The organism is Halalkalibacter oceani, from assembly GCF_023715705.1.
In the GTDB taxonomy this organism is placed as follows: Bacteria; Bacillota; Bacilli; order Bacillales; family Bacillaceae_D; genus Halalkalibacter; species Halalkalibacter oceani_A.
In genome coordinates this window covers 179244-203580 of record NZ_JAMBOS010000002.1, presented here as the reverse complement: position 1 = coordinate 203580, position 24337 = coordinate 179244, and the positions used below count along the sequence as shown (strand labels likewise).

Sequence of the window (24337 nt, the reverse complement as noted above, 5' to 3'; positions counted from 1 at the left end):
ATGAAAACAAAAGGATGCACTTAGTTGTAGCGTACCCCATCTGAGTCACATATACACTTCCTACTCATGCCTGATCGGATCAGTAACACGTATGTAGTCCTTTTTTAGATAAAATCGCCTACTTCTCAATAAGCAGTACCAGTATAGCATAACTGTTTTTCTTGTTTCAACAAATATCCTGTTTCGCTTTTTTTCTATGTGTTCGAGGAGTTCTGACACATCGGTGCGAAGTGATACATATACTATCGAGACTAAAACCCTTCATCTCTCGGGGGTTTCATGACCCCCGCCGCTCTCAGCCCGAGCAAGAAGGAGTGAACTCATTGAAAGGAGCAGAATTTGGACCTAAGCCTTTACTTACGAAAAGGGAACGCGAAGTATTCGAATTACTTGTTCAGGATAAGACGACAAAGGACATCGCAAAAGAACTTTTCATAAGTGAAAAAACCGTACGAAATCACATTTCTAATACGATGCAAAAGCTTGGAGTCAAGGGGCGCTCTCAAGCGGTGATTGAATTGGTTAGACTGGGTGAACTCGAAATATAGCTTCCGTATTATCGCATTCGTTTCAGGAAATGGGGCTGTCTCCAAGCTTTGCAACGAACCTGCCTTGCAACGGGGGTGTGCAATTTTGGCACACTCCCAAAACAGCGAATGAAGACTGCATGATCAGAGGCTGGGACAAAGGGTGCTTGTCACCTTTTTCCCAGCCTCTATTCTTCTGTATATTGTCTCAACCACGTTGATTCTCTTCAAGTGAGGTAAGGCTGAAAAAGCGCTTTCATCTTTTCGTTCCAAGGCAACGAGCGCTCTGTCTTTTTGTTCACCTGGACCATCGTTCCTCTTCCTGTCAAGCAAATCTCTTCCTGTTCATTTACCACGAGATAATGTAGCTCCATCGAAGAGTGTCCCAGCTTTTCAACCTTCACTCCTACTTGTAATGCTTCGCCGAATGTAATTTGCCGAATATAATCACAGTGCAAATCAGCTGTCACAATCATCGCATCGCTGTCCCGCGCAGCCCATTCTTTCATGATCCCTATTTTCTCGAAAAGAGCGATCCGCCCTTCTTCAAAATAGACAAATACTTTCGTATTGTTGACATGACCGAACGCATCCGTTTCACTAAAGCGGACTTTTACCGGCTGAAAAAAATGAAAGGATGCCTTCCATGCTTCGAGATCGTTAATATAGGCAGGTAGTCTCTTCATCGGCTCGCCCCTCCTTCTATGATCAGAAAATGAAAAAGGAGTCGCCCAAAAAGCAACTGCTTTCGGGCAACCCCTCTGACATATCGGAACCGGTCACCCCAGTCCCTCGCTATGTCCTTTGGCCAGGCTTACGCACCAAAGAAGTTTTTAAAGGACTGAAGCGTCGTTGAACGGTTAAGCGCAGCAATTGATGTCGTTAACGGGATTCCCTTCGGACAAGATTGCACGCAGTTTTGTGAGTTACCGCAGTTTGCCAGTCCACCGTCACCCATAATGGTCTCAAGTCGCTCTTCCTTATTCATTTCACCTGTCGGGTGAGCGTTAAAAAGTCGAACTTGAGAAAGTGGAGCTGGTCCGATGAAATCAGATTTGCTGTTTACATTCGGGCAAGCCTCAAGGCAGACTCCGCATGTCATACATTTTGACAACTCATAGGCCCACTGGCGCTTCGATTCCGCCATCCGCGGTCCAGGACCAAGATCGTACGTTCCATCAATTGGAATCCATGCTTTTACCTTCTTCAAGGAATCAAACATCCGGCTGCGGTCAACAACCAGGTCGCGCACGACCGGGAATGTCTTCATCGGCTCAAGACGGATCGGCTGCTCCAGCTGATCAACGAGCGCCGTACACGATTGACGCGGCTTGCCGTTAATAATCATCGAGCAGGCTCCGCACACTTCTTCTAGACAGTTCATTTCCCAGGCGATCGGCGTCGTTTGTTCGCCTTTTTTGTTCACCGGATTGCGTCGGAATTCCATTAACGCCGAAATAACATTCATATTAGGACGATACGGCACTTCAAATTCTTCTTCATAAGGAGTGCTGTTCGGATCGTCTTGTCGCATCACTTTGAATTGAATTGTTTTTTCACTCATGATTTCACAGCTCCTTGTTTCTTTTGTGAGTAATCACGCTTACGTGGCTTGATTAAAGATGTATCGACATCTTCATAAGTAAAGTCCGGAGCGTTTTTCTCTGCATTGTAGGTAGCTATCGTCGTTTTCAAGAACTCCTCATCGTTACGTTCAGGGAAGTCCGGCTTATAGTGAGCCCCGCGGCTTTCATTACGGTTGTAGGCACCCAACGTAATAACGCGGGCAAGGCTGAGCATGCCATCCAGCTGACGGGTAAAGGAAGCTCCCTGGTTGCTCCATTTCGCTGTGTCATTAATATTAATATTTTGATAGCGTTCCATAAGCTCCTGAATTTTCTCATCTGTCTTTAACAGCTTATCGTTGTAACGCACAACCGTTACGTTATCCGTCATCCATTCGCCGAGCTCTTTATGAAGGATATAGGCGTTTTCCGTTCCATCCATCTTCAGAATCCGGTCATAAGCTTCCTGCTCTTTCTGAGTTTCCTGTTCAAAAAACGTTGAAGGCAGACTGTCGGCGGATTTTTCAAGACCTGCCATATATTCAACAGCTTTCGGTCCCGCTACCATACCACCGTAAATCGCAGAAAGCAACGAGTTTGCACCGAGACGGTTTGCACCGTGCTGAGAATAGTCACACTCTCCCGCCGCAAATAGGCCAGGGATGTTGGTCATTTGATCATAATCAATCCACATACCGCCCATTGAATAGTGAACAGCAGGGAAGATCTTCATCGGCACTTTACGAGGATCGTCGCCCATGAACTTCTCATAGATTTCAATAATACCGCCAAGCTTAATATCAAGCTCTTTTGGATCTTTGTGAGACAGATCAAGATATACCATGTTTTCGCCGTTAATTCCGAGCTTCATGTCGACGCAGACATGGAAGATCTCACGCGTCGCGATGTCACGAGGGACAAGGTTTCCGTAAGCAGGATACTTCTCTTCAAGGAAATACCACGGCTTACCGTCTTTATACGTCCAAACTCGTCCACCTTCCCCACGCGCTGACTCACTCATCAAACGAAGCTTGTCATCTCCCGGAATAGCGGTTGGGTGAATTTGAATAAACTCTCCATTCGCATAGCGTACACCCTGCTGATAAAGCTTCGATGCCGCATAGCCAGTGTTAATGACAGAATTCGTCGACTTTCCAAAGATAATCCCCGGGCCGCCTGTTGCCATAATAACGGCATCGGCAGGGAAATGACGGATTTCAGAGGACTTCAAGTCCTGTGCTGTGATCCCGCGACAGGTTCCTTCATCGTCAATCATCGCGGATAAAAATTCCCAGCCTTCATATTTCGTCACAAGTCCACTTACTTCATGACGACGTACTTGCTCATCAAGAGCATATAACAGCTGTTGACCAGTTGTTGCACCCGCAAACGCTGTACGGTGATGCTGGGTTCCCCCGAAACGGCGGAAATCAAGCAGACCTTCCGGCGTACGATTAAACATTACTCCCATACGGTCCATTAAATGAATAATTCCAGGCGCGGCCTCTGTCATTGCTTTAACCGGTGGTTGGTTTGCTAAAAAGTCTCCACCGTAAACTGTATCATCAAAGTGTTCCCACGGAGAATCTCCTTCACCTTTTGTATTCACGGCACCGTTAATTCCACCCTGTGCACAGACTGAGTGTGAACGTTTAACAGGAACCAATGAGAAGAGATCGACCGGAACCCCTTTTTCTGCTGCTTTAATTGTTGCCATCAGACCAGCTAGTCCGCCCCCGACAACAATAATTCTACCTTTACTCATAGTAGCCCACTCCTTATCTCTTAAATGTTTGCTAAGTCCGGATTAATAAACGCAAGGATCGCTCGAATACCTATAAATGTTAGAAGAACGAAAATTGCCATCGTCACATAGGTTGTAATCTGCTGTGAACGTGGTGTAACCGTAATTCCCCAAGACACGGCAAATGACCAAAGTCCATTCGCAAAGTGGAATGTCGCTGACACGACCCCGATGATATAAAAGACTAGCATAAATGGACTACTTAAAATATCGGCCATCATATCGTAGTTTACTTCTGCTCTTCCCAAGGCATAGGCAATTCTTGTTTCCCACACATGCCAAGCGATAAAAATTAAGAGAATGACACCGGAAATCCGCTGAAGCACAAACATCCAGTTACGGAAGAATCCATAGCGGCTTGCGTTATTGTTCGCTTGGAACGCAATATAAATTCCGTAAATTGCATGATAAAGAAGCGGTAAAAAGATTACAAAAATTTCAAGCGCATACCTGAATGGCAGGCTTTCCATGAAGTGAGCCGCCTGGTTAAAAGCACTCGCTCCACGCGTCGCAAAATGGTTGACCACCAAATGCTGAATTAAAAATAATCCAACTGGAATAACACCAAGTAATGAATGTAACTTTCGATTAAAAAATTCACGATTACCAGCCATACTTTTCCCCCCACAAATGTTTTTGACCTATCCACAACTAATGATTTTTGCTTACTCTCTCTTTTTTTCCCGTATAGCTTGTACCTCCCCACCGCGACTTGTCGAGATATGGATTCATGCAAATTATGAAACTTTCCCAAAGTTTCTGTGAAAAAAAACCGACAATTTCATTGTACTCTCAACTCATACCCCAGTCAAGAAAACGTATACAGCCTTTTCAACTGTCTCCAGTTACTCAAAAAGCGCGTTTTTGCAGCGTTTGTGCGCGCTTCGAACGAAGTCACTCTATAAGCCAAAAACGGGCGCTGCGCTCGCTTGCGGAAGGAAGAGAAAACCGTTCTTCCTTCCTTTAAAACCGTAAGCGGCTTTTATCCAATAATAATGCGTTCGGTTGGGTATTTGTAGTAGCTTTTTGTTTCTCTTCTTCTGACGGAGAAGAGAAAGGCGATGAGGCCGACGCGCCCGATGAACATCAGTGCCATCAGGATGAGCTGGCTTGGTATGGACAAATGGGGGGTGATCCCCATCGAGAGTCCGCACGTTCCGAAAGCGGAGGCCGTTTCAAAGATGATCGCAATCAGCGCGATGTCATTTCCACTTTCAAACGCGACGATCAGCGTCACGGCTGCAAACAGCATCACAAGGAATACAGATAGAACAATAAACGCTTTTTGTCGGTCATCGGGGTGAATCTCTCTCCCGAACACCTTTACATCATCTTTCCCGAGCGCGAAGCTTCGAATCGTCAAAAACATGACCGCCAATGTGGTCGTCCGGATTCCGCCGCCCACACTCGAAGGGCTGGCTCCTATGATCATCAGCGCAGACATAAACAGCAGTGTCGCTTTGTTTAACTCTGACACCTCCATAATCGACAGCCCTCCGCTCCGTGTCGTAGCCGAATTAAACAATGAATAAAACAGCTGCTGATGCCAGTCCAGGCCAACATAGTAATGACCTGTTTCCAGCGCCCATATTCCAAGGACACCAATAAGGAAAACAGCAAAATAAGTGGTCGTCGTGATTTTTGTAAACAGACTGAAGCTGAAATTCGGATTTTTCTTAGAGATGTATTCGCGCAGCTCCAGCAGCACCGGAAAGCCAATCGCCCCGGCAAAAATAAGCAGAATCGTCACAAACTGTACATAGTAATCATTGGCGAACGGGATCAGCGACTGACCCGTAACATCAAATCCGGCGTTTGTAAACGCGGTAAGCGCAGCAAACGCTCCCTGATAATAGGCTTCTCCCGCCGTGTCGAAATAACGTAAATAATATGTACCTAAAATAAGTGCTCCAATTAATTCTATGATAAGGGCGACAAACAAAATTCCCCGCATCAGATTGACCAGACCTGAGAATTTATACTGATTTTGGTCGACCATAATCAGCATCCGCTGAGACAGATTGATTTTCTTCCGGAACAAAATCCAGACAAACGTCCCCATTGTCATAATGCCGATGCCGCCAAGCTGAATCGCCAATGCCAAAAAGAAAATTCCAGTATAATTGAACGTTTCCGAGACGTTAATCGTCGTCAGCCCTGTCACACTGACCGCACTGACAGACGTAAACAGCGCTTCCGCATACGTGAGCTCGACACCCTCCTGATGAGAAATCGGCAAATACAGGAGAATACTAAAGAGTACCATCGCAATGATATAGGCAATCAAAATACTGCGGAATGGTGATAGAAAATGATTAAGTCCTGCTTTCATGAGATTATCCCTCCGGCTTCATTCGCGCTTAAGTATACCATTTTAAAAAAATCAAGGCTATAAGTGGTAGAGAAATTCGATCATTCTCTTTATAATAGAAACCAGGCTTGATTATTGTTATTTCAGTGCGCGGTAAGGAGAGGTTGAAACTGCATGAATTTAGAAACAGAAGACTTTAGCTACCATTTAATTCGCAACGAGCTTTTGCAGGACCTGCTTGGGAAAGATCATGATGCGATTTTATACTGGCTTGGAAAATCATTGGCCCGAAAATATCCACTTGAATCCGTGGATGATCTCATCGCCTTTTTTGAAAAAGCGAATTGGGGCCAGCTGCAACTCGTAAAAGAAAAGCGGCAGGCTAAATTATTCGAACTTACCGGCCCGTGGATGGGAAAGCATGATTCACGCTGCTATCAGCTTGAAGCCGGCTTTTTAACCCAATATTTAGAGCAGAGCCTGCAGCGGATTGCCGCCGGAAGCTACTCCGCCTCTAAAAAAGCTGTGTTGTTTACAATTGAATTTGACCGTCACGATGCGGTTGCAGCAAACAATTAGCTCCAGCAAGTGAAGGAAAAAGGGACTTGCGCCGGATCAACTCGAACGTTGCGGCACAAGTCCCGAAGCGGTGAACTTTTGGACGGCCATGCCTGATTAAGCCGTAATCGCTTCTTCTTCCTCACCGAGTTGAAACGCCTGATGGAGCATTTCAACAGCGAATACCATATCATCCTCTGCGATGACAACAGAAACCTTCATTTCAGAAGTACTTACCATCTTAATGTAGATTTCATTCTGCGCTAACACATCAAACATTGAAGCCGCGACGCCCGGATTTGAAACCATTCCCGCGCCGATAATCGACACCTTCGCCAGATCCTCTTCTACATGCAGCGAACGAAAGCCCAGTTCAGACTTTGTATTTTCCAGAATCGTCAATGTTTCTTTTAAAGAAGACTGAGTAATCGAAAAGGAAAGGTCGACATGCTCCTCATCTGTCTGGTTCTGGATAATAATATCCACATTGACCCCGTTATCGGAAAGAGACTGAAACACTTTCGCCAGCGTATCGATTCTGCTTGGAAGCCCGGTCATGGTGATTTTAGTGACATCATTTTCAAAAGCAATTCCACGTACTAGTAAGTTTTTTTCCATTGTGATTTCCTCCTCAATTATCGTTCCCGCTTCCTCAACCATACTGGACGCCACCAGCAAAGGCATTTGATGATTCTTGGCACATTCAACCGCACGCGGATGGAGAACACCTGCCCCCAGATTGGCCATTTCCAGCATTTCATCGTAGGAGATCGCCTGGAGCTTGCGCGCTTGCGTGACGTAGCGCGGATCTGTCGTAAACACTCCGGTCACATCGGTATAAATCTCGCATCTATCCGCTGAAAGCGCTGCTGCCAGCGCAACGGCTGTCGTGTCCGAACCGCCGCGACCGAGCGTCGTAATCTCATTCTTCGCACTTCTCCCCTGAAAGCCGGCGACGATCACCACTTTTCCTTTCTCCAGTTCGGCTTCCATTCGCTCCGTTTCAATCGAGACAATCCGCGCATTCCCGTGACTATCTTCTGTTTCAATACCAGCCTGCCAGCCCGTGAACGAGATCGCTTCCACTCCGCGCTCCGCCAAGGCGAGCGCCAGAAGGGCGATCGTAACCTGTTCGCCTGTGGAAAGCAGCATATCCATTTCACGCTTGCTCGGATTCTCCGTCAGTTGCCCGGCGAGCCGGACGAGTTCATCCGTCGATTTGCCCATTGCTGAGACAACGACGACGACCTGTTGATCTTCACTGACCGCTTTTTCGACCCGCGAGGCAACATGGCGGATTCGTTCCACTGACCCGACCGATGTTCCTCCGTATTTCTGTACAATTCGCTTCATCCTGTTCATCCTCTCCAACTCACCCTGGTCATTGGGAACGCAAAAAAGCAACAATAAGGAAAACTCCTCACTGTTGCTTGTCATACCAGTCCGGTACCACACTGCTCCCTGTTTCTCGCGTGAGATAGTTCTCCACATATCCTTTGGGTTTGAATATGTGACAGCCCTATGCTTCTTCAACATAGGTCCAGCATAGAAAAACATGAGCCTTTTCTACACTTCGGCGAATTCCCCTTTCCCGATCTCCTCATCGGTCCTCATAAACCTTAGAGTTGGTACTGATGGTTTTCGCTCCTCTACCATCACTTCACTACCTGAAGTGCGGCATCTATTTAATTGGTATCCATTCTAACAAAGGTTCCCGTGGAATGCAAGCACAACCTGCTACTCATCTTTCAACGCTTCGAGGATCGCCTCTGCGGTTTTTTCAGGAATCGCCAGCTGCCTCAGCTCATCAATCGATGCCTCTTTTATCTTCTTGATCGAGCCGAAGTGTTTAAGCAGGCTGCGCTTCCGCTTTTCACCGACTCCTGGAATATCATCCAGCGCCGACTGGAAAAACGTTTTGGAACGCGTCTGGCGGTGAAAGGTAATCGCAAAACGATGGACTTCATCCTGAATGCGCTGCAATAAATAAAATTCATGACTGTCCCGCTTCAACGGCACTTCCACAGGTGGATCACCGAGCAAAAGCTGAGACGTTCGATGCTTATCATCCTTCGCCAGTCCGCATACTTTAATCGATAAGCCGAGCTCGTCTTCAATGACTTCCTGGGCCGCGGCAATCTGTCCCTTTCCTCCATCAATCACAATCAGGTCAGGCAATGGAAGCGACTCCTTCAGCAGGCGCACGTAGCGGCGGCGGATCACTTCACGCATCGAGCCGTAATCATCCGGTCCGGTTACCGTTTTAATCTTATATTTGCGGTAATCCTTTCGACTTGGCTTGCCATCAAGAAACGTGACCATCGCCGAAACTGGATCCGTTCCCTGGATGTTCGAGTTATCAAACGCTTCAATCCGGTACGGCGTCGGAATGCCCATCGCTTTTCCGAGGCGCTCCACCGCTTTGATCGTCCGCTCTTCATCCCGTTCAATCAATGAGAACTTCTCTTGTAAGGCTGCAGCGGCATTCTGATTGGCCAGTTCAACAAGCTCTTTTTTCTTACCGCGCTGCGGGAAATGAGTCTGGACATTGAGCAGCTCTTCAACAAGATTGGCCTCAATCTCCTTCGGCACCAAAATCTCTTTCGGCTTCAGATGCTCCTTTTTCAAATAAAATTGGCCGATAAATGTTAATAAATCCTCATGCGGCTCCTGGTAAAATGGAAAAATCGACACGTCGCGCTCAATCAGTTTGCCCTGTCTGATGAAAAAGACCTGGACACACATCCAGCCTTTATCGTAGTCAAAGCCGAACACATCGCGATCTACATGGTCCTGGATCGTCATTTTCTGTTTTTCCATCACTGCTTCCATATGCGTAATGGTGTCACGAAGATCGCGCGCCCGTTCAAAATCAAGCTCTTCAGAAGCTTTCATCATTTTCTCGGTCAGCTGTTTTTTTATTTCGCCGTGACCAGAACGGAGAAAGCGGGTAATCTCATGGATCATTTCCTGATTTTGTTCTGGCGTAACCTCATTGACACAGGGCGCCAAACATTGGCCAATATGATAGTACAAACAAACCTTATCCGGTAACGTCCGACACTTACGCAACGGATAAAGACGGTCAAGGAGCTTCTTCGTTTCATTAGCCGCTCCCGCATTCGGATAAGGACCGAAATACTTGCCGCCATCCTTTTTGACCTGGCGGGTCGTAATGAGACGCGGATGCTCTTCATTCGTTATTTTTAAATAAGGGTAGGATTTATCATCCTTAAGCATTACATTATACTTTGGATCATGCTTTTTGATCAGGTTCAATTCAAGAATAAGTGCTTCGATGTTCGATGACGTAATAATATATTCAAAATCGGCGATTTCGCTTACGAGCCGTTGTGTTTTCCCATCATGAGAACCGGTAAAATAAGACCGTACCCGGTTTTTTAAAACCTTTGCCTTGCCGACATAAATAATGGTTCCTTGCCGGTCTTTCATCAAATAACAGCCTGGTTTATCAGGCAGCACCGCCAGCTTTTCCTTCAACTGGTTCATCGAATTCTCTCACCTCCACTGCCACCCGGACTAAGGATTCTCTTTGTAAAAAAAGTCCCCTCTCTCGTTTGAGAAAGCGGACTGTCACTTGACTTACAGATGCTTGTTAAGCAGTTCAGCAAGCGCTTCTTTCGGTTGGAAACCGACTACTTGATCAACGACTTCGCCATCTTTAAAGACAAGCAAGGTCGGGATGCTCATGACATTGTACTTCCCTGCTGTTTCCTGGTTTTCATCGACATCAAGCTTGGCGATTTTCACTTTGTCGCCCATTTCCGAATCTAATTCTTCAAGAACAGGGGCAATCATTTTACAAGGTCCGCACCATGGCGCCCAAAAGTCAGCAAGCACAACACCTTCACTTGTTTCAGCTGCAAATGATTGATCTGTCACATTGACAATTGCCATTATAAAAACCTCCTAATCCATAACAAATTTGATTCCTCATGATTATACCATCGAAAAACAATGGTTGCGACTAAGTTGCTCGAAATTGTTTGAGAAAACCGCGTAATGGGCTTTCTTCTTCGAAAGTGGTTTCTCTCATGGTTTATCTTCTCTCACTCTTTAAAAAAGATACCCCGTTTCCGTCATTGCGAAACAAGGATGTGCCGCAGCTCCTCCGTTAATAATGGCACAATCTCAAAGAGATCGCCGACGATTCCGTAATCAGCCACTTCAAAAATCGGCGCCTCCGGATCTTTATTAATCGCAACGATTACCTTTGAATTGGACATCCCGGCCAAATGCTGAATCGCCCCTGAAATTCCGATTGCAAAATATAAGTCCGGGGTAACGACTTTTCCCGTCTGACCGATCTGTAAGGCGTAGTCGCAATAGTCGGCGTCGCAGGCCCCACGCGACGCCCCGACAGCCCCGCCGAGCAAATCAGCCAGCTCCTGCAGCGGTTTAAAGCCTTCCGCGCCTTTCACGCCTCGTCCGCCGGCGACAATAATTTTCGCCTCCGACAGATCAACTCCTCCCGTCGCCTTCCGCACGACATTCTGAATCGTTGTCCGCAAGTCGCTGATTTCGGCGGTAACGGAGGAAACATCGCCCGTTCGCCCAGCGTCCTTTTCCAGCGCGGCAATGTTGTTTGGCCTGATCGTCGCCAGCACCATCCCTTCCTTGATCCTCTTGCGCTCAAAGGCTTTCCCTGAGTAAATCGGCCTTGTAAAGACCGGCTCCCCGTCTTCCAGCTCCACGGCCACCACATCTGATACTAAGCCGGCCTGTGCTTTCATCGCCAGGCGCGGTGCCAAGTCTTTCCCGATCGCTGTATGGCCGAGCAGGACCCCATCCGGCTGTTCAAGGTCGATAACCTGTAGCACCGCCTGCTGATAAGCATCTGTTGTATAGCTCTTTAAATCCGGATGAGTGACTGTCACAACCCGGTCGGCACCATAATGAATCAGCTGCTCTGCTAAACCGCTTACATCTTCACCTATTAAAACACCGATGACTTCCCCTCCATCTGCGACGACCTTTCCCGCGGCAATCGTTTCAAAGGATACATGTCGTAATTCTCCATCGCGGACTTCTCCAATGATAATTGTTTTTTTCGCCATCAGTCTTCCCTCCTTATATGACCTTCGCTTCAGATTTCAATAGTGCGACAAGCTCTTTTACCTGGGCTTCCGGCTCTCCTTCAAGCAGACGTCCCGCCTGCTTTTCAGGCGGCAGAAAGATGTCGATTGTTTCTGTTTTGGCAGCGACATCTTCTTCCTCCAGCTCCAAGTCATCGAGATCAAGCACATCGAGCGGCTTCTTTTTCGCTTTCATAATTCCTGGCAGCGATGGATAACGAGGTTCATTTAACCCTTGCTGGGCTGTTACAAGGACAGGCAATGAAACCGCAATCGTTTCTTCATCCCCCTCCACGTCGCGAACGATCGTCGCAGCTCGCTCCTGAATGTCAATCTTTGTGATCGTCGTCACCTGAGGAATTGCCAACAATTCGGCGACACGCGGGCCAACTTGCCCTGAGCCGCCATCAACCGCCACATTCCCGCCAAGAATAATGTCAAACGACTGCTCGCGTAAATAAGCGGCGAGCAACGAAGCTGTCGTAAATTGATCGCGGTCATCCAGCTCCTCGGCATCGATTAAAACGGCTTTATCGGCGCCCATTGCCAATGCGGTGCGCAGCTCTTTTTCCGCTTCCTCCTCGCCGACGGTTACAACCGTCACCTCGCCGCCGTGTTCGTCACGCAAAACGAGCGCTTCCTCAATCGCATATTCATCATATGGATTAATGATGAATTCAGCGCCGCTATCATCAATTCTGCCTTGCTGAAGAGTGATTTTCTCCTCTGTATCAAACGTCCTTTTCATAATCACGAAAATATTCAATCAAAATACCTCCTTCTGCTTACTCGTTTTTTTGGTTAAATTGTGGTGACCGTTTTTCAATAAACGCCTGAATTCCCTCCTGGCCGTCGGCTGAATCAAACGCCAGGCCGAACAGCTCGGCTTCTCTGGCCGCTCCTTCCAGCATTCTCGATGAATCATGGTAGCGCAGCAGTTCAAGCGTCATTTTAACGGCGAGCGTACTCTTTTGGCTGATTTGCCGGGCGAGCTTCAACGCTTCCTCGGTGAGCGACCGTTCAGAATGAAGGGAATTAACAAGCCCGAGCTCCTTCGCTTCTTTTCCGCTGATCGGTTCACTTGTCAGCAGCATCTCCGCTGCTTTGGCAGTGCCGACATAGCGCGGCAGACGCTGCGTTCCCGCAAATCCGGGAATCAGCCCTAATTGAAGTTCCGGCAGCCCGAGCTTCGCATCCTCTGTACTCAGGCGGATATGGCAGGCCATTGCTAATTCAAGCCCTCCGCCTAAAGCGGCGCCGTGAATCGCCGCAATAATCGGCTTCGGATAATGTTCCATTCGCTCGAACACCTGCTGGCCAAGTCGGGAAAGCTCTGCAAATTCCGCCCCGTCCTTGATCGTTGTAAATTCCTTAATATCGGCACCGGCGGCGAAAAAGCGCCCCTCGCCATGCAACAGCAGTACATGAACGTCCTCTTGATCTTTCAGCTCGGTCAACACCTGATCCAATTCCTGCAGCACACCCCTTGAAAGCGCGTTGGCCGGCGGGCGCTGCAACGTTAGAATCGCAACCTTTTCTTCCACTGCGACACGAATAAACTCCACACTCTCACTCCTTTCTTTATGAAAGCCGTTGACTGATCCCACGAACAAGCATTTGCTGAATCGGTTTCGCCTGTACTACGAGATCATACTTACATTCCTTCATCACCCAATTGGTGACTACTTCATCTAACGTACCGAAGATCATTTGCCGCACAAGACGGCTGTCCAGCTGTTGTTCCATGCTGGCTGAAGATTGACCTTCTTTTATTAATTCGTCTATAAGCAGGAGATACCCTTTGAGAATTTGATTAATTTTTTTTCGGAGCTCCTTATTGGACTGCCTCAGTTCAAGCTGGGTGACAACCGCCAGCTGCGGATTAGCCTGCAGCTGTTCAAAATGCGTTTGAATAAGCAGCAGAAGCTTCTCTTCAAATGTCTCTTTCGTTTGGATGCGGGTACGGATCGTCTCGATAAACTGTCCCATTTTTTCCTCAAATAAAGAGATTAAGAGATCTTCCTTACTCGTAAAATATAAATAGATTGTGCCGTCTGCCACCCCGGCTTCTTTGGCGATTTTAGCGACCTGTGCCTGATGATAGCCATACTTGGCGATGACGGTGACGGCGGCTTCAATAATTTGCTCGTATTTTGCTCCTTTTTTCTTTCCCACGTTTGTCTCTCCTTTTTAATGAATGAATATTCATTCATATCCTCATTTTAAGGAAGCAGACTCCTTCTGTCAATGGAGCACTGTGCCAGGCAGGATACATGCACTCCACCTGGCTCTGCGCTGCACCTTCTTAGCTGCTGGCCGACTCTTGATCCTCTTCTTTTCCTTTCTCCTCTTCCAGCAAAACTCTTCTTAACACTTTGCCGACCATCGTCTTTGGCAGTTCACTGCGAAACTCGTAAAGATGCGGTACCTTATAGGCGGCCAGGCGGGCTCGGCAAAACTGATCCAGTTCTTCGGCTGTCACGTCCCTGCCCTCCTTTGGCACGATAAAGGCTTTGACGGTTTCACCCCGGTATGGGTCAGGAACACCAATAATCGCCACTTCCTGAATCGCCTCGTGTTCATACAATACTTCTTCAATTTCACGGGGAAAAATATTAAAGCCGCCGGCGATAATCATATCCTTCTTTCGATCAACGATATAAAAAAATCCATCTTCATCCATATATCCCATGTCCCCGGTCAACAGCCAGCCTTCCTGGAGCACCCTTTCCGTCTCCTCAGCCATATTCCAGTAGCCTTGCATCACCTGCGGACCACGGACCGCGATTTCACCGATTTCTCCCGGCTCCGCTTCCTGACCGTCCGCTGTCCGGACGATCATTTCTGTGTCGGGCCACGGGATCCCGATGCTGCCGGACTTACGCGTGCCCCATATTGGATTGGCGGTCAGCACCGGCGCGGTTTCGGTCAGCCCGTAGCCTTCCACCAGCTTTCCACCGGTCAGCCGTTCGAAGGTTTGCTGAACCTCTTGCGGCAATGGGGCTGCCCCACTTAGACAGGCGAGGACGGAGGAGAGGTCATATGTTTCGATATTAGGCTGGTGAATAAGCGCAATATACATTGTCGGAGCTCCTGGAAACAAAGTGACTCTGTGCTTCGCGATCACTTTTAATACCTGGAGTGGTTCGAATTTCGGCAAAAGGATTAACGTAAAGCCATTCATGATCGCGAGGTTCATACAGACGGTCATACCGTACACATGAAAAAAAGGAAGGACTGCCAGCATTCGCTCGTCTCCCGGCGTTGTCTTGTAAATCCAGTGACCGGCCTGCATCGTATTGACGACTAAATTCTGATGCGTCAGCATCACGCCCTTTGCAAGGCCTGTTGTTCCTCCCGTATATTGCAGAAGCGCCAAGTCCGTTTCCGGGTCAAGCGGAACTGGCTTAAAGGCCGCGCCTCCTTGCTTCAAAAAAGCGGAAAAAGCGACCGTTTGCTCATTGTATTCCACTGTTACGTTTCCTTTTTGGACGATGGGATAGAGAAGATTTTTCGGAAAGGGGAGATAATCCTTTATACTGGTGACAATGACTTGCTGCAAATTCGTATTCATTCTGACCTTCTGGACGCGGGGAAAAACGAGATCGAGACAGACTAATACTTTGGCGCCGGAGTCAGTTAACTGATGCTCGAGCTCTCTTTCAACATAGAGAGGATTTATTTGAACGGCAATCGCTCCGGTCATAAGGATTCCATAATAGCTGATCACCGCCTGCGGACAATTGGCCAGCATGATCGCGATCCGGTCTCCTTTTTCGACGCCAAAAGCCTGAAGCCCCTGCGCGAATCGAACTGCCTGCTGATGAAGCTCGGAATAGGTCAGCCGTTTTCCTAAAAACTCAATCGCCGTCTGGTCCGGATACGTGCGGGCGGAGCGCAGTAGATAATCATGGAGACTGTTGTTCTGATAGTCAAGGGAATGAGGAATTTCGTCGGGGTAATGCTTCAGCCAAACCTTACCAGTGGTCGACATTTCATCTCCTCCTCTTTATTCAGTTGCTCCTTTATGATCGTTCTACTACTATTGTATTGGAATCGCTTACATAAATAAATCATTTTTTGTCAATTTCGTGAAATCAAAAACGTGGACAGCGTGGACAATTCAGCAGAGACAGCTTCCGGGCAGCCCGCCGGTTCATCGCAGGCTGCCCGGAGTTAGAAACTGATTTAAGCAGCAAAAAACAGCATATAAATAATACCTGCTAACAAAAAAGCGCCACAACAAACATACAAAATTTTCATCAACAGTTCCACGGCTTGATTCTCCTTTTTGTTACTATCTCGCGATTATACTGGCTCCTATTACATAAGAGAGCCCGACGGAAATAATCATCGACATAATCCCGACGGCGCGGTTGTCGTTGGCGATTTCCTCGTCGATTTTGAAGGAAGGTGTTAAAAACTCGAAAATAAAATAGCTGACCAGCAGCAGCACAAATCCGTATACACCCCAGCCAAGCATCGTCAAAATGGAATCCGAGTGCTCGATTGAATGGCGAAAAATATTGGCAACGCCAAACAGCTTTCCTCCGGTCGCCAGCGCCACTGCTACATTGCCACGCTTGATTTCGCGCCAATTGTCGTATTTCGTGACGAGTTCAAAAATGGCCAGGAAGAGGATCAGCCCAAGTACGGTGACACTGTAATACGCCGCTGTCCGAATAAATTCATTTTCAAAGAATGTCTCCACTTACGTTCGCCTCACTTATTTTAATTCGACAACCGTGTTGCCGAGTCCACCTTCATTCATCCCGCCGTCGCGCTCACTTTTGACATGCGGATGCTTTTTCAGAAGCTGCTTCACCCCTTTGCGGAGCGCGCCGCTGCCTTTCCCGTGGATAATCGAAACTTGATGATAACCGGCAAGCAGCGCATCGTCAATGTATTTTTCAACGAGCAGCATCGCGTCCTCAAAACGCTCGCCTCGTAAATCAAGCTCGGCTTTGACGTGATGCTCGCTTCCTCTGACAGTCGCAAGCGGCTTCGCTTCCACCTGCTTCGGACGATCAAGCAGCTGCAAATCATCTTTATTGACCTTCATTTTCATAATACCAATTTGCACCTGGAATTCATTGTCGCTGATTTTTTCCGTGACGAAGCCTTTTTGTCCAAAGCTGAGCACCTTTACTTCGTCGCCAGGCGCAATCGAACGCTGGGCTTTCGCCGCGATTTTCTTTACTTTTTTCTGCTTCGCCGAAAGCTTCGGTGTCGCCTCCTCAAGATGCTTCTTCGCATCAATGATCTGATGCTCCTTCACAGCAATACCCTGCTTTTGCATATCGCGTAGCTCAGCAATTATCAGCTCGGCTTCTTCCCGGGCGTCATTAACTGCCTTCGCCGCCTTTTCCTCGGCTTCCTTCAGCAATGCTTCGCGTTCCTGCTCAAACGCTTCAAGCTGCCTTGCCAGCTCAGTGCGGAGCTGCTCTGCTTCAGCGCGTATTTTCTCGGCATCCTCCCATTCCGATTCAGCTGATTTCTGACTGGTTTCAAGCGCTTCGATCATGTTTTCGATCTGGTTCGTTTCGCTGTCAATTTGTTCCTTCGCCTTGTCGATAATCCGCTCGTCAAGGCCAAGACGGCGTGAAATCGCAAAGGCATTACTTCTTCCCGGCACTCCGATCAGCAAGCGGTACGTCGGACGCAGCGTCTCGACATCAAATTCAACGCTTGCATTGATCGCGCCCTCACGATTGTAGGCATACCCTTTTAACTCGCTGTAATGGGTCGTCGCCACGACGCTCGCTCCCCGCTCATACACATCGTCGAGAATCGAAATCGCCAACGCGGCTCCCTCGGTCGGATCCGTTCCGGCGCCCAGCTCATCGAACAGCACAAGGCTTTGAAAATCAACCTTGTCGAGAATGCTGACGATGTTCGTCATATGCGAGGAAAATGTACTTAAGCTTTGCTCAATCGACTGTTCATCGCCAATATCGGCGAATACTTGTTTATAGACAGCCATTTCAGAGTCCTCTTCTACAGGAACATGCAAGCCTGATTGGCTCATCAGCGTCAGCAGCCCGACCGTTTTCAATGTGACCGTCTTCCCGCCTGTATTCGGACCGGTAATGATCAGCGAGCGGTACTCTCCACCAAGCTCCAGGTCAATCGGGACGACCTCATCCTTGTCAAGCAGAGGATGACGCGCTTTCTTCAGCAAAATATAACCTTTTTCATTCAAGCGGGGCTTTGTCGCCTTGATCGCCTTGGCGTAATGGGCTTTGGCAAAAATAAAATCAAGTGTGCCCAGCACGTCAATATTGACGAGCAGCGCATCAGCGACCTCGGCCACTTCCGCCGATAAAGCCGCCAATATCCGTTCGATTTCGCGCGCTTCCCGGCTTTTTGCTTCCTGAAGCTGGTTGTTCAGCGTCACGATCGCCTGCGGCTCAATAAAGAGAGTGGCTCCCGAGGCGGATTGGTCGTGAACGATTCCGCCGAACGATCCGCGATATTCCTGTTTAACCGGAATGACAAAGCGTTCATTACGAATCGTCACAATCGCATCGGAAAGCATTTTCTGCGTACTGGAAGAACGGGTAATACTGTCAAGCTTCGTCCGGATACCGGACTCATAGCTGCGTACCTGCTGGCGGATCGTTCGCAGCGCCGGACTGGCCGAGTCAAGCACATGGCCGTTGTCATCAATACATTGCTTTATGCTGCGTTCGACATCGGTCAGCACTTCAATCCGTTCAGCGTGCTCATACAAGCGCGGCAGCTCAAGCTCCTCCTCTTCGACCATCGTCTGGATAAACTTCTTCAAACGGCGACCGCCATAGATCGTGCTTGCTATCTCAATCAGCTCACTCGCCGAAAGACTGCCGCCGATCTTCGCCCGCTTCGCATGAGGGGTAATATCTGAGATGCCGCCAAGCGGCGCCTGGCCTTTTAAACGGATCACGGTTGCCGCTTCTGCTGTTTCCGCCTGCCATTCCTCCACCTCTTCAATCTCGGTTGATGGACGGAGCTCGATCACTTTTTGCCGGCCAAGCGACGAAGCGACATGTTCTCTAAGCTGCTGTTTCATTTTTTCATATTCTAATACACGAATGACTCTTTCCATAGTACACTCCTTTTATAACGATGGCTCGTTATCTCTTCACGGCCTGTTGCGCTGAAGAAATTGCTGCAGGCGTTCCAACGGCCATGTGTTCAGGACTGAGGAAGGGTCAAGCATCGCCTTTCTGGCGACTCCCGCCCCAAAGCTCATATCCTCCATCATCTTCATATGATGCGCATCGGTATTGATTGCTATCACGACCCCGGCTTCCTCCGCCTTTTTCAGCCAATGGGCGGCAAGATCAAGACGAAGCGGATTCGCATTTAGCTCCAATGCTGTATTGGTTTCTTTCGCCAGCTCGATTAACTGTTCAACATCAACCTGATAGCCTTCCCTTTTGCCGAGCAGCCTCCCCGTCGGATGAGCGATCATGTCAACATGCTCGTTCAACAGGGCGTTTTTCAAGCGCTGCATCATCGTTTCCTGATCCTGTTGAAAAGAAGAATGGATCGACGCAATGACAAAGTCAATCTCGGCCAGCAATTCATCCGGGTAATCGAGCGTTCCATCAGGCAGAATATCCATTTCAATTCCGGTTAAAATGGTGAAATCGTCATACCGCTGATTCAGCTGACGTATATACGCATGCTGCTCCTTCACCTGCTCAATGCTAAGACCGTTGGCGACTTTCAAATAGCGCGAGTGATCGGTAATCGCGATATACTGATAGCCTCTTTGGCGCGCCGCTTCAGCCATTTCCTCAATCGAATGAGCGCCGTCGCTCCACGTTGTATGCATATGGAGATCGGCAATAATGTCGGCCTCTTCTACATAGCGGCGCGGCGCGGATGCTTGCGCCTGCTCAATCTCGCCCTGATCCTCACGCGCTTCAGGCGGAATGTAGTTGAGTCCAAAATGAGCAAAAAAAGCCTCTTCGCTCGGAAAAGTCTGCACCTCTCCGGTTTCTCCATCCTCCACACCGTATTCGCTGATTTTTTCTCCTCTTTTTTTCGCGAGCTGGCGCATCTTGACATTGTGCTCCTTCGAGCCGGTAAAATGGTGGAGAGTTGTTGCAAAGGCTTGGGGCTGAATCAGACGAAAATCAATCGAGATCGGAAACGTCGCCGTGACTTCGACCGATACCTTCGTCTCGCCACTGGCAATCACCTTCGTCACCGCCGGCAAAGCAAGCAGCTGATCCCGGACCTTCGCCGGCTCCGTTGTCGCAATAATAAAGTCCAAATCCTTCACTTCTTCCTTTAATCGCCGCAAACTCCCAGCTCGCGAAAAGCGCTCAACCCCGTCCATTGTTTCGAGTGCCGCTTCAATTTCAGCGACAACCGGCAACACGACCGGCAGCGCCAGACGTTCAGGACGGGTCATGACTTCTTCAATCGCCGCGAGCAGCTTTTCCTCTGTCTTCTTTCCGAAGCCGGCAAGAGACTGTACCTTGCCTTTCTGACAAGCCTGCTGCAGGCTTGTGACATCGACGACATTCAATTCCTGATAGAGCTTGCCGATTTTCTTCCCGCCAAGTCCGGGCAGCTTTAGCAGTTCAAGCAGTCCACCAGGCAAGCTGCCGGCCAGCTCGTCATAGAGCTTCGAGGCACCGGTCTGCTTCAGCTCGAGAATGACCTCCGCTGTCCCTTTGCCAATTCCTGATAAAGAAGCCGGGTCGTCCAGTTCGGCTAATGTTCGTTTATCCGTTTCCAATGCCTGGGCGGCTTTTCGATATGCAGATATTTTAAAAGGGTTGTCCCCTTTGATTTCAAGATAGGTGGCAATTGCCTCAAGTACACGAATGACATCTTTTTTATTCATCTTCTTCCCCTCCCCTCTTATCATACCGATAGCGGGATAAGAAAATCAACGTTAAGCCCGCCATACAAAAAGTCCGACCGATGAATCGAGCCGCCGCTGCTTCATCATCTATCGGACTGTTCTTGCAACTAAATTGTATTTTCAATCCATAACGATTTAATCCATTCAGACAGAAATGGCGTATAGTTCATCATCAGCTGGACGACGATTGAGCCTTGCATCGCACTTTGCACCGCTTCGATTGGCAAGAGCGCGGCGACAAACAGCAAAACGAGTAAAATTAAATACGCTTCAATGAAGCAAAGAATACCGCCCAGCAGCTGGTTGAATGAGCGCAAAATCGGCAAGTGTGCCAGAAAATCCAGCATCGAACCAAGAAGGTGAAGCACAAGCTTTGTCCCGAAAAACAGGATCGCAAACGCAATCCCAGAATAATAAACGCTTTCCGCATCAAACGTATTAACGATCATCCCGACCGTACTGTCCGAGGAAAACTGCGGATACGGGATCCACAGCCGAATATATGTAGCCAGTTCGCGAAAATAGCTGTAGGCAACGAACAGCGCTGCGACAAAGCTTACTAGATGAATAATTTGCAAAATAAAGCCACGGCGTCTGCCTATAAAAAAGCTGCAAAATAAAATAAACAAAATAAGAAAGCTTAGCATCCTACTCGTCTCCTGTCATCCGTTTCAGTTCCTTGAGAGCTTTTTCATGCTCTTCAAGCAACTTTTTATATTCATCGACAACATTTACCGCTGTTAGCACCGCTAAACGGGTTGTATCTAAATAAGGGTTTCGTTTTCTGATTTCTCTCATTTTCTCGTCAACCATTTGAGCCACTTCCATTACATGTGTCGGAGGCTCATGACCGACAACCGTATATTGCTGGCCGTAAATGGTTACAGTTGTCCGTTGCTTTACCTTCCGCTCAGTCACGAAAAAGCCTCCTATCTCTCAATCGCTCCAATAAAATCCTACCTTCTATCATAACATGAAGGGTACTTAATGGAAATACAAATCCGCAGACTCTGTTCCGTTCCCGCAAGCAAAGGTCCCTGCTGACTTACGGTGGCCATCACGTCGGATTTTGGAACATCAGTCTGTGGCTGATTTCCTGTTTCATTAAAAAAGAGCTGCTTCAAAAGGGGTTATTTCCTTTTGAAGCAGCCTCCGTAAATCAAACTGATTCGCTGTTTTTTATTGACTTCCGCGCAGCTTCGCCCCGACTTGTTCAAGCTCGGCAATCACGCGATCATGGACGCTTGTCACGTCTTCATCCGTTAACGTCCGTTCAGGATCAAGGTATGTTAATGAGAAAGCAAGTGATTTCTTGCCTGGCTCCATGTGCTCACCTTGGTAAAGGTCAAAGAGGTAAACCTTTTTCAACAAGTCCCCTCCCGCTTGCGTAATCACTTCTTCAAGCTCGCCAGCCGTGCGCTCTGTCGGAACGACAAGGGCGATATCACGCACCATCGCCGGAAAGCGCGGTAACGGCTCGTAAACCATCGGTGCTGTCTCAAACGTCAGCAACGCTTGGAGGTCCAGCTGGTAAACATATGTTTCCTTCAAATCCTTTTCTTTTTGCACGGTCGGATGGACCTGCCCGAGAAAGCCGATTTCTTCCTCATTGAGCTTGATCACAGCCGTTCGACCCGGGTGCATTCCAGGCTTCTTCGCCTGTTCAAACCGAATATGCTCTGCAAGACCGAGCTCTGCCGACAACGCCTCAAGCAATCCTTTCACGACAAAGAAGTCAACCGCCTTCTTTTCCCCCTGCCAGACATGCTCATGCCAGAGGCCGGTTAGAGCGCCGGCAAGCATTTCACGCTCCTGCGGCTGGCTGGAAAGCTGCTTTTCCTCACTTAAAAAGATCGAACCTATTTCATAAATATGAACGTGCTGATTTTTCCGATTTAAATTGTAGCTGATCACATCGAACAGATGAGGCACCAGGCTCGTTCTCATCGTACTACGATCCTCACTCATCGGCATCGCCAGCTTAACGGCATGCGCTTCCTTTTCCGTCGCAAACCCCTGCGCTTTCTCCGGACTAGTCAAGGAGTAGGTGATAACTTGAGACAGTCCCGCCTGCTCCAGCACCCTGCGGACGAGACGGCGCTTTTGCTGATAAGGCGTTAACGCGCCCTGCGTCGTCGCACCGGTTGGCAGCGTTGTTGGGATATGATCGTAGCCGAAAAGACGGGCTACTTCTTCCATCAAATCCTCTTCAATTTGCAGATCGAGACGGCGTGATGGCGCCGTTACCCGCAATTGCTGCTCTGCTTCTTCATAGGCAAAGCCGAGGCGGTCCATAAAGGTTTTCACTTCAGCGATTGTAATATTCATACCGAGGCGCTCATTCAGCCGGTTCATCTCAAGCGTGATGACTGCAGGCTGATGGACAAGCTCGTCCTGCTCGACTACGCCGGAAACAATCGTCCCGCCGGCCAGCTCGGCAATCAGAGCGGCCGCCCGCTTGCCCGCTTCACGGACCCGGTTCGGATCGACACCTTTTTCAAAACGGGCGCTCGCGTCACTCCGCAGCCCGAGATCGCGGGAAGCCTTCCGGATTGTTGCCGGATCGAAATAAGCCGCTTCCAACAGAATCGTTGTCGTCGACTCACTGACTTCAGAACTCGCGCCTCCCATAATTCCGGCTATCGCCACCGGCTCCTTGCCATTGGTAATCACAAGATGATCGCTTGCCAGCGTCCGTTTCTGATCGTCAAGCGTAATGATTTCCTCTTGGTCGTGAGCGCGGCGTACAACGACTTCCTTTGAGCCAAAGCGGTCGTAGTCAAAAGCGTGTAATGGCTGGCCATATTCGAGCAGCACGTAATTCGTTACATCAACTACATTGCTGATCGGCCGGATTCCCGCTGCCATTAAACGAGTTTGCAGCCAAAGCGGTGAGGGACCGACCTTGACATCCTTAATGATTGTTGCGCCGTAATACGGATTATCTTCCTTGGCTTCAACGGCAACGCTGACATAATCCTCCGCCCGCTCCTCGTTCGTTGCCAGCTCCACCACCGGCAGCTTGACCCTCTTATCGTAGAGGGCCGCAATCTCGTATGCAACGCCGAGCATATTGAGACAGTCAGAGCGGTTCGGTGTTAAATCGAGCTCAAGCACTTGATCATCAAGGTTCAAAGCAGCGAGTGCATCGCTGCCGACCTCAACTTCGCCCTGAAACACATAAATTCCATCGGCATACTCTTTCTGAATCAGCTTCTGATCGATGCCCAGCTCCTGTAATGAGCAGATCATCCCTTGGGATACTTCTCCGCGCAGCTTTGCTTTTTTTATTTTGAAATTCCCCGGCAGTACAGCGCCAACCTTGGCGACAGCGACATACTGCCCCCGGGCGACATTCGCCGCCCCACAAACGATCTGGACAGGCTCCTCTTCCCCAATATTGACCTGGCATAAATTGAGCTTGTCCGCATTCGGATGCTGCCGGCACTCCTCGACATAGCCGACAACGACACCGGACACACCTTGATTCAATTGATGAATGAAATCAATTTCAATTCCGCCGCGCGTCATTTTTTCGGCAATTTCCTGCGGTGTTACTTCCGCGACATCGACGTAATCCTGTAACCATTTATATGAAACGAGCATCTCA

21 protein-coding genes and 1 riboswitch are annotated in these 24337 nt (G+C 48.6%); of the genes, 2 read left to right on the top strand and 19 right to left on the bottom strand.

All coding sequences use genetic code 11. The annotated features are described in order from the left end of the window. Positions 1-323 precede the first annotated feature (323 nt). Positions 324-548 (top strand): helix-turn-helix domain-containing protein, encoded by a 225-nt coding sequence (locus M3212_RS02845; protein WP_251192433.1) that lies wholly within the window; start codon positions 324-326, stop codon positions 546-548. 206 nt (positions 549-754) lie between these two features. On the opposite strand, the gene M3212_RS02840 is transcribed toward M3212_RS02845, so the two are convergent. From M3212_RS02840 to M3212_RS02820, 5 genes are all read right to left on the bottom strand, one after another. Beyond that, entirely contained in the window at positions 755-1213 is a 459-nt protein-coding gene (locus M3212_RS02840) for an acyl-CoA thioesterase (RefSeq protein ID WP_251192432.1), read from the bottom strand. A 128-nt stretch (positions 1214-1341) separates the two neighbouring features. Beyond that, complete coding sequence (gene sdhB, locus M3212_RS02835; RefSeq protein WP_251192431.1) at positions 1342-2091, bottom strand: succinate dehydrogenase iron-sulfur subunit; 750 nt, start codon at positions 2089-2091, stop codon at positions 1342-1344. Continuing rightward, entirely contained in the window at positions 2088-3857 is a 1770-nt protein-coding gene (gene sdhA, locus M3212_RS02830) for a succinate dehydrogenase flavoprotein subunit (RefSeq protein ID WP_251192430.1), read from the bottom strand. The genes sdhB and sdhA overlap by 4 nt, the downstream gene beginning before the upstream one ends. 20 nt (positions 3858-3877) lie before the next feature. Then, the gene (locus M3212_RS02825; RefSeq protein ID WP_251192429.1) at positions 3878-4510 is read right to left on the bottom strand and encodes a succinate dehydrogenase cytochrome b558 subunit; all 633 of its coding nucleotides are present in this window, start codon (positions 4508-4510) and stop codon (positions 3878-3880) included. A 368-nt stretch (positions 4511-4878) separates the two neighbouring features. Beyond that, complete coding sequence (locus tag M3212_RS02820; RefSeq protein WP_251192428.1) at positions 4879-6228, bottom strand: TrkH family potassium uptake protein; 1350 nt, start codon at positions 6226-6228, stop codon at positions 4879-4881. A 153-nt stretch (positions 6229-6381) separates the two neighbouring features. Between M3212_RS02820 and M3212_RS02815 the strand changes: the two genes are divergently transcribed. Further along, complete coding sequence (locus tag M3212_RS02815; protein ID WP_251192427.1) at positions 6382-6786, top strand: YslB family protein; 405 nt, start codon at positions 6382-6384, stop codon at positions 6784-6786. 96 nt (positions 6787-6882) lie between these two features. Here the strand turns inward: M3212_RS02815 and M3212_RS02810 are convergent, their stop codons facing one another. The 14 genes from M3212_RS02810 to pheT all read right to left on the bottom strand — a co-directional run bounded on the left by M3212_RS02810 (position 6883) and on the right by pheT (position 24333). Beyond that, positions 6883-8118: an aspartate kinase gene (locus tag M3212_RS02810; RefSeq protein ID WP_251192426.1), complete on the bottom strand. Its 1236-nt coding sequence runs from the start codon at positions 8116-8118 to the stop codon at positions 6883-6885. A gap of 117 nt (positions 8119-8235) precedes the next feature. After that, a riboswitch (Lysine riboswitch) is annotated at positions 8236-8425 on the bottom strand. 77 nt (positions 8426-8502) lie between these two features. Further along, the gene (gene uvrC / locus M3212_RS02805; protein ID WP_251192425.1) at positions 8503-10275 is read right to left on the bottom strand and encodes an excinuclease ABC subunit UvrC; all 1773 of its coding nucleotides are present in this window, start codon (positions 10273-10275) and stop codon (positions 8503-8505) included. Positions 10276-10368: 93 nt separating this feature from the next. Beyond that, the gene (gene trxA / locus M3212_RS02800) at positions 10369-10683 is read right to left on the bottom strand and encodes a thioredoxin (protein ID WP_251192424.1); all 315 of its coding nucleotides are present in this window, start codon (positions 10681-10683) and stop codon (positions 10369-10371) included. A 182-nt stretch (positions 10684-10865) separates the two neighbouring features. After that, positions 10866-11843, bottom strand: coding sequence for an electron transfer flavoprotein subunit alpha/FixB family protein (locus M3212_RS02795; RefSeq protein WP_251192423.1), 978 nt, complete (start codon positions 11841-11843; stop codon positions 10866-10868). A gap of 13 nt (positions 11844-11856) precedes the next feature. Then, positions 11857-12627, bottom strand: a complete 771-nt coding sequence (locus M3212_RS02790; protein ID WP_251192422.1) for an electron transfer flavoprotein subunit beta/FixA family protein — start codon at positions 12625-12627, stop codon at positions 11857-11859. Between the two features lie 19 nt (positions 12628-12646). Next, positions 12647-13426 carry an enoyl-CoA hydratase gene (locus M3212_RS02785; RefSeq protein ID WP_251192421.1) on the bottom strand — a complete coding sequence of 260 codons (780 nt, stop codon included), beginning with the start codon at positions 13424-13426 and terminating at the stop codon, positions 12647-12649. A gap of 16 nt (positions 13427-13442) precedes the next feature. After that, entirely contained in the window at positions 13443-14036 is a 594-nt protein-coding gene (locus M3212_RS02780; protein WP_251192420.1) for a TetR/AcrR family transcriptional regulator, read from the bottom strand. 130 nt (positions 14037-14166) lie between these two features. Next, on the bottom strand, positions 14167-15855 hold the full coding sequence (locus M3212_RS02775) for a long-chain-fatty-acid--CoA ligase (RefSeq protein ID WP_251192419.1): 1689 nt from the start codon (positions 15853-15855) through the stop codon (positions 14167-14169). Between the two features lie 303 nt (positions 15856-16158). Next, positions 16159-16572 carry a DUF350 domain-containing protein gene (locus tag M3212_RS02770; RefSeq protein ID WP_251192418.1) on the bottom strand — a complete coding sequence of 138 codons (414 nt, stop codon included), beginning with the start codon at positions 16570-16572 and terminating at the stop codon, positions 16159-16161. Positions 16573-16587: 15 nt separating this feature from the next. Next, positions 16588-18948, bottom strand: coding sequence for an endonuclease MutS2 (locus M3212_RS02765; protein ID WP_251192417.1), 2361 nt, complete (start codon positions 18946-18948; stop codon positions 16588-16590). 36 nt (positions 18949-18984) lie between these two features. Beyond that, positions 18985-20706 carry a DNA polymerase/3'-5' exonuclease PolX gene (gene polX, locus M3212_RS02760; protein WP_251192416.1) on the bottom strand — a complete coding sequence of 574 codons (1722 nt, stop codon included), beginning with the start codon at positions 20704-20706 and terminating at the stop codon, positions 18985-18987. Between the two features lie 128 nt (positions 20707-20834). After that, positions 20835-21374 carry a CvpA family protein gene (locus tag M3212_RS02755; RefSeq protein ID WP_251192415.1) on the bottom strand — a complete coding sequence of 180 codons (540 nt, stop codon included), beginning with the start codon at positions 21372-21374 and terminating at the stop codon, positions 20835-20837. 1 nt (position 21375) lies between these two features. Beyond that, on the bottom strand, positions 21376-21645 hold the full coding sequence (gene zapA / locus M3212_RS02750; RefSeq protein ID WP_251192414.1) for a cell division protein ZapA: 270 nt from the start codon (positions 21643-21645) through the stop codon (positions 21376-21378). A gap of 261 nt (positions 21646-21906) precedes the next feature. After that, positions 21907-24333, bottom strand: coding sequence for a phenylalanine--tRNA ligase subunit beta (pheT, locus tag M3212_RS02745; protein WP_251192413.1), 2427 nt, complete (start codon positions 24331-24333; stop codon positions 21907-21909). Positions 24334-24337: the final 4 nt, after the last annotated feature.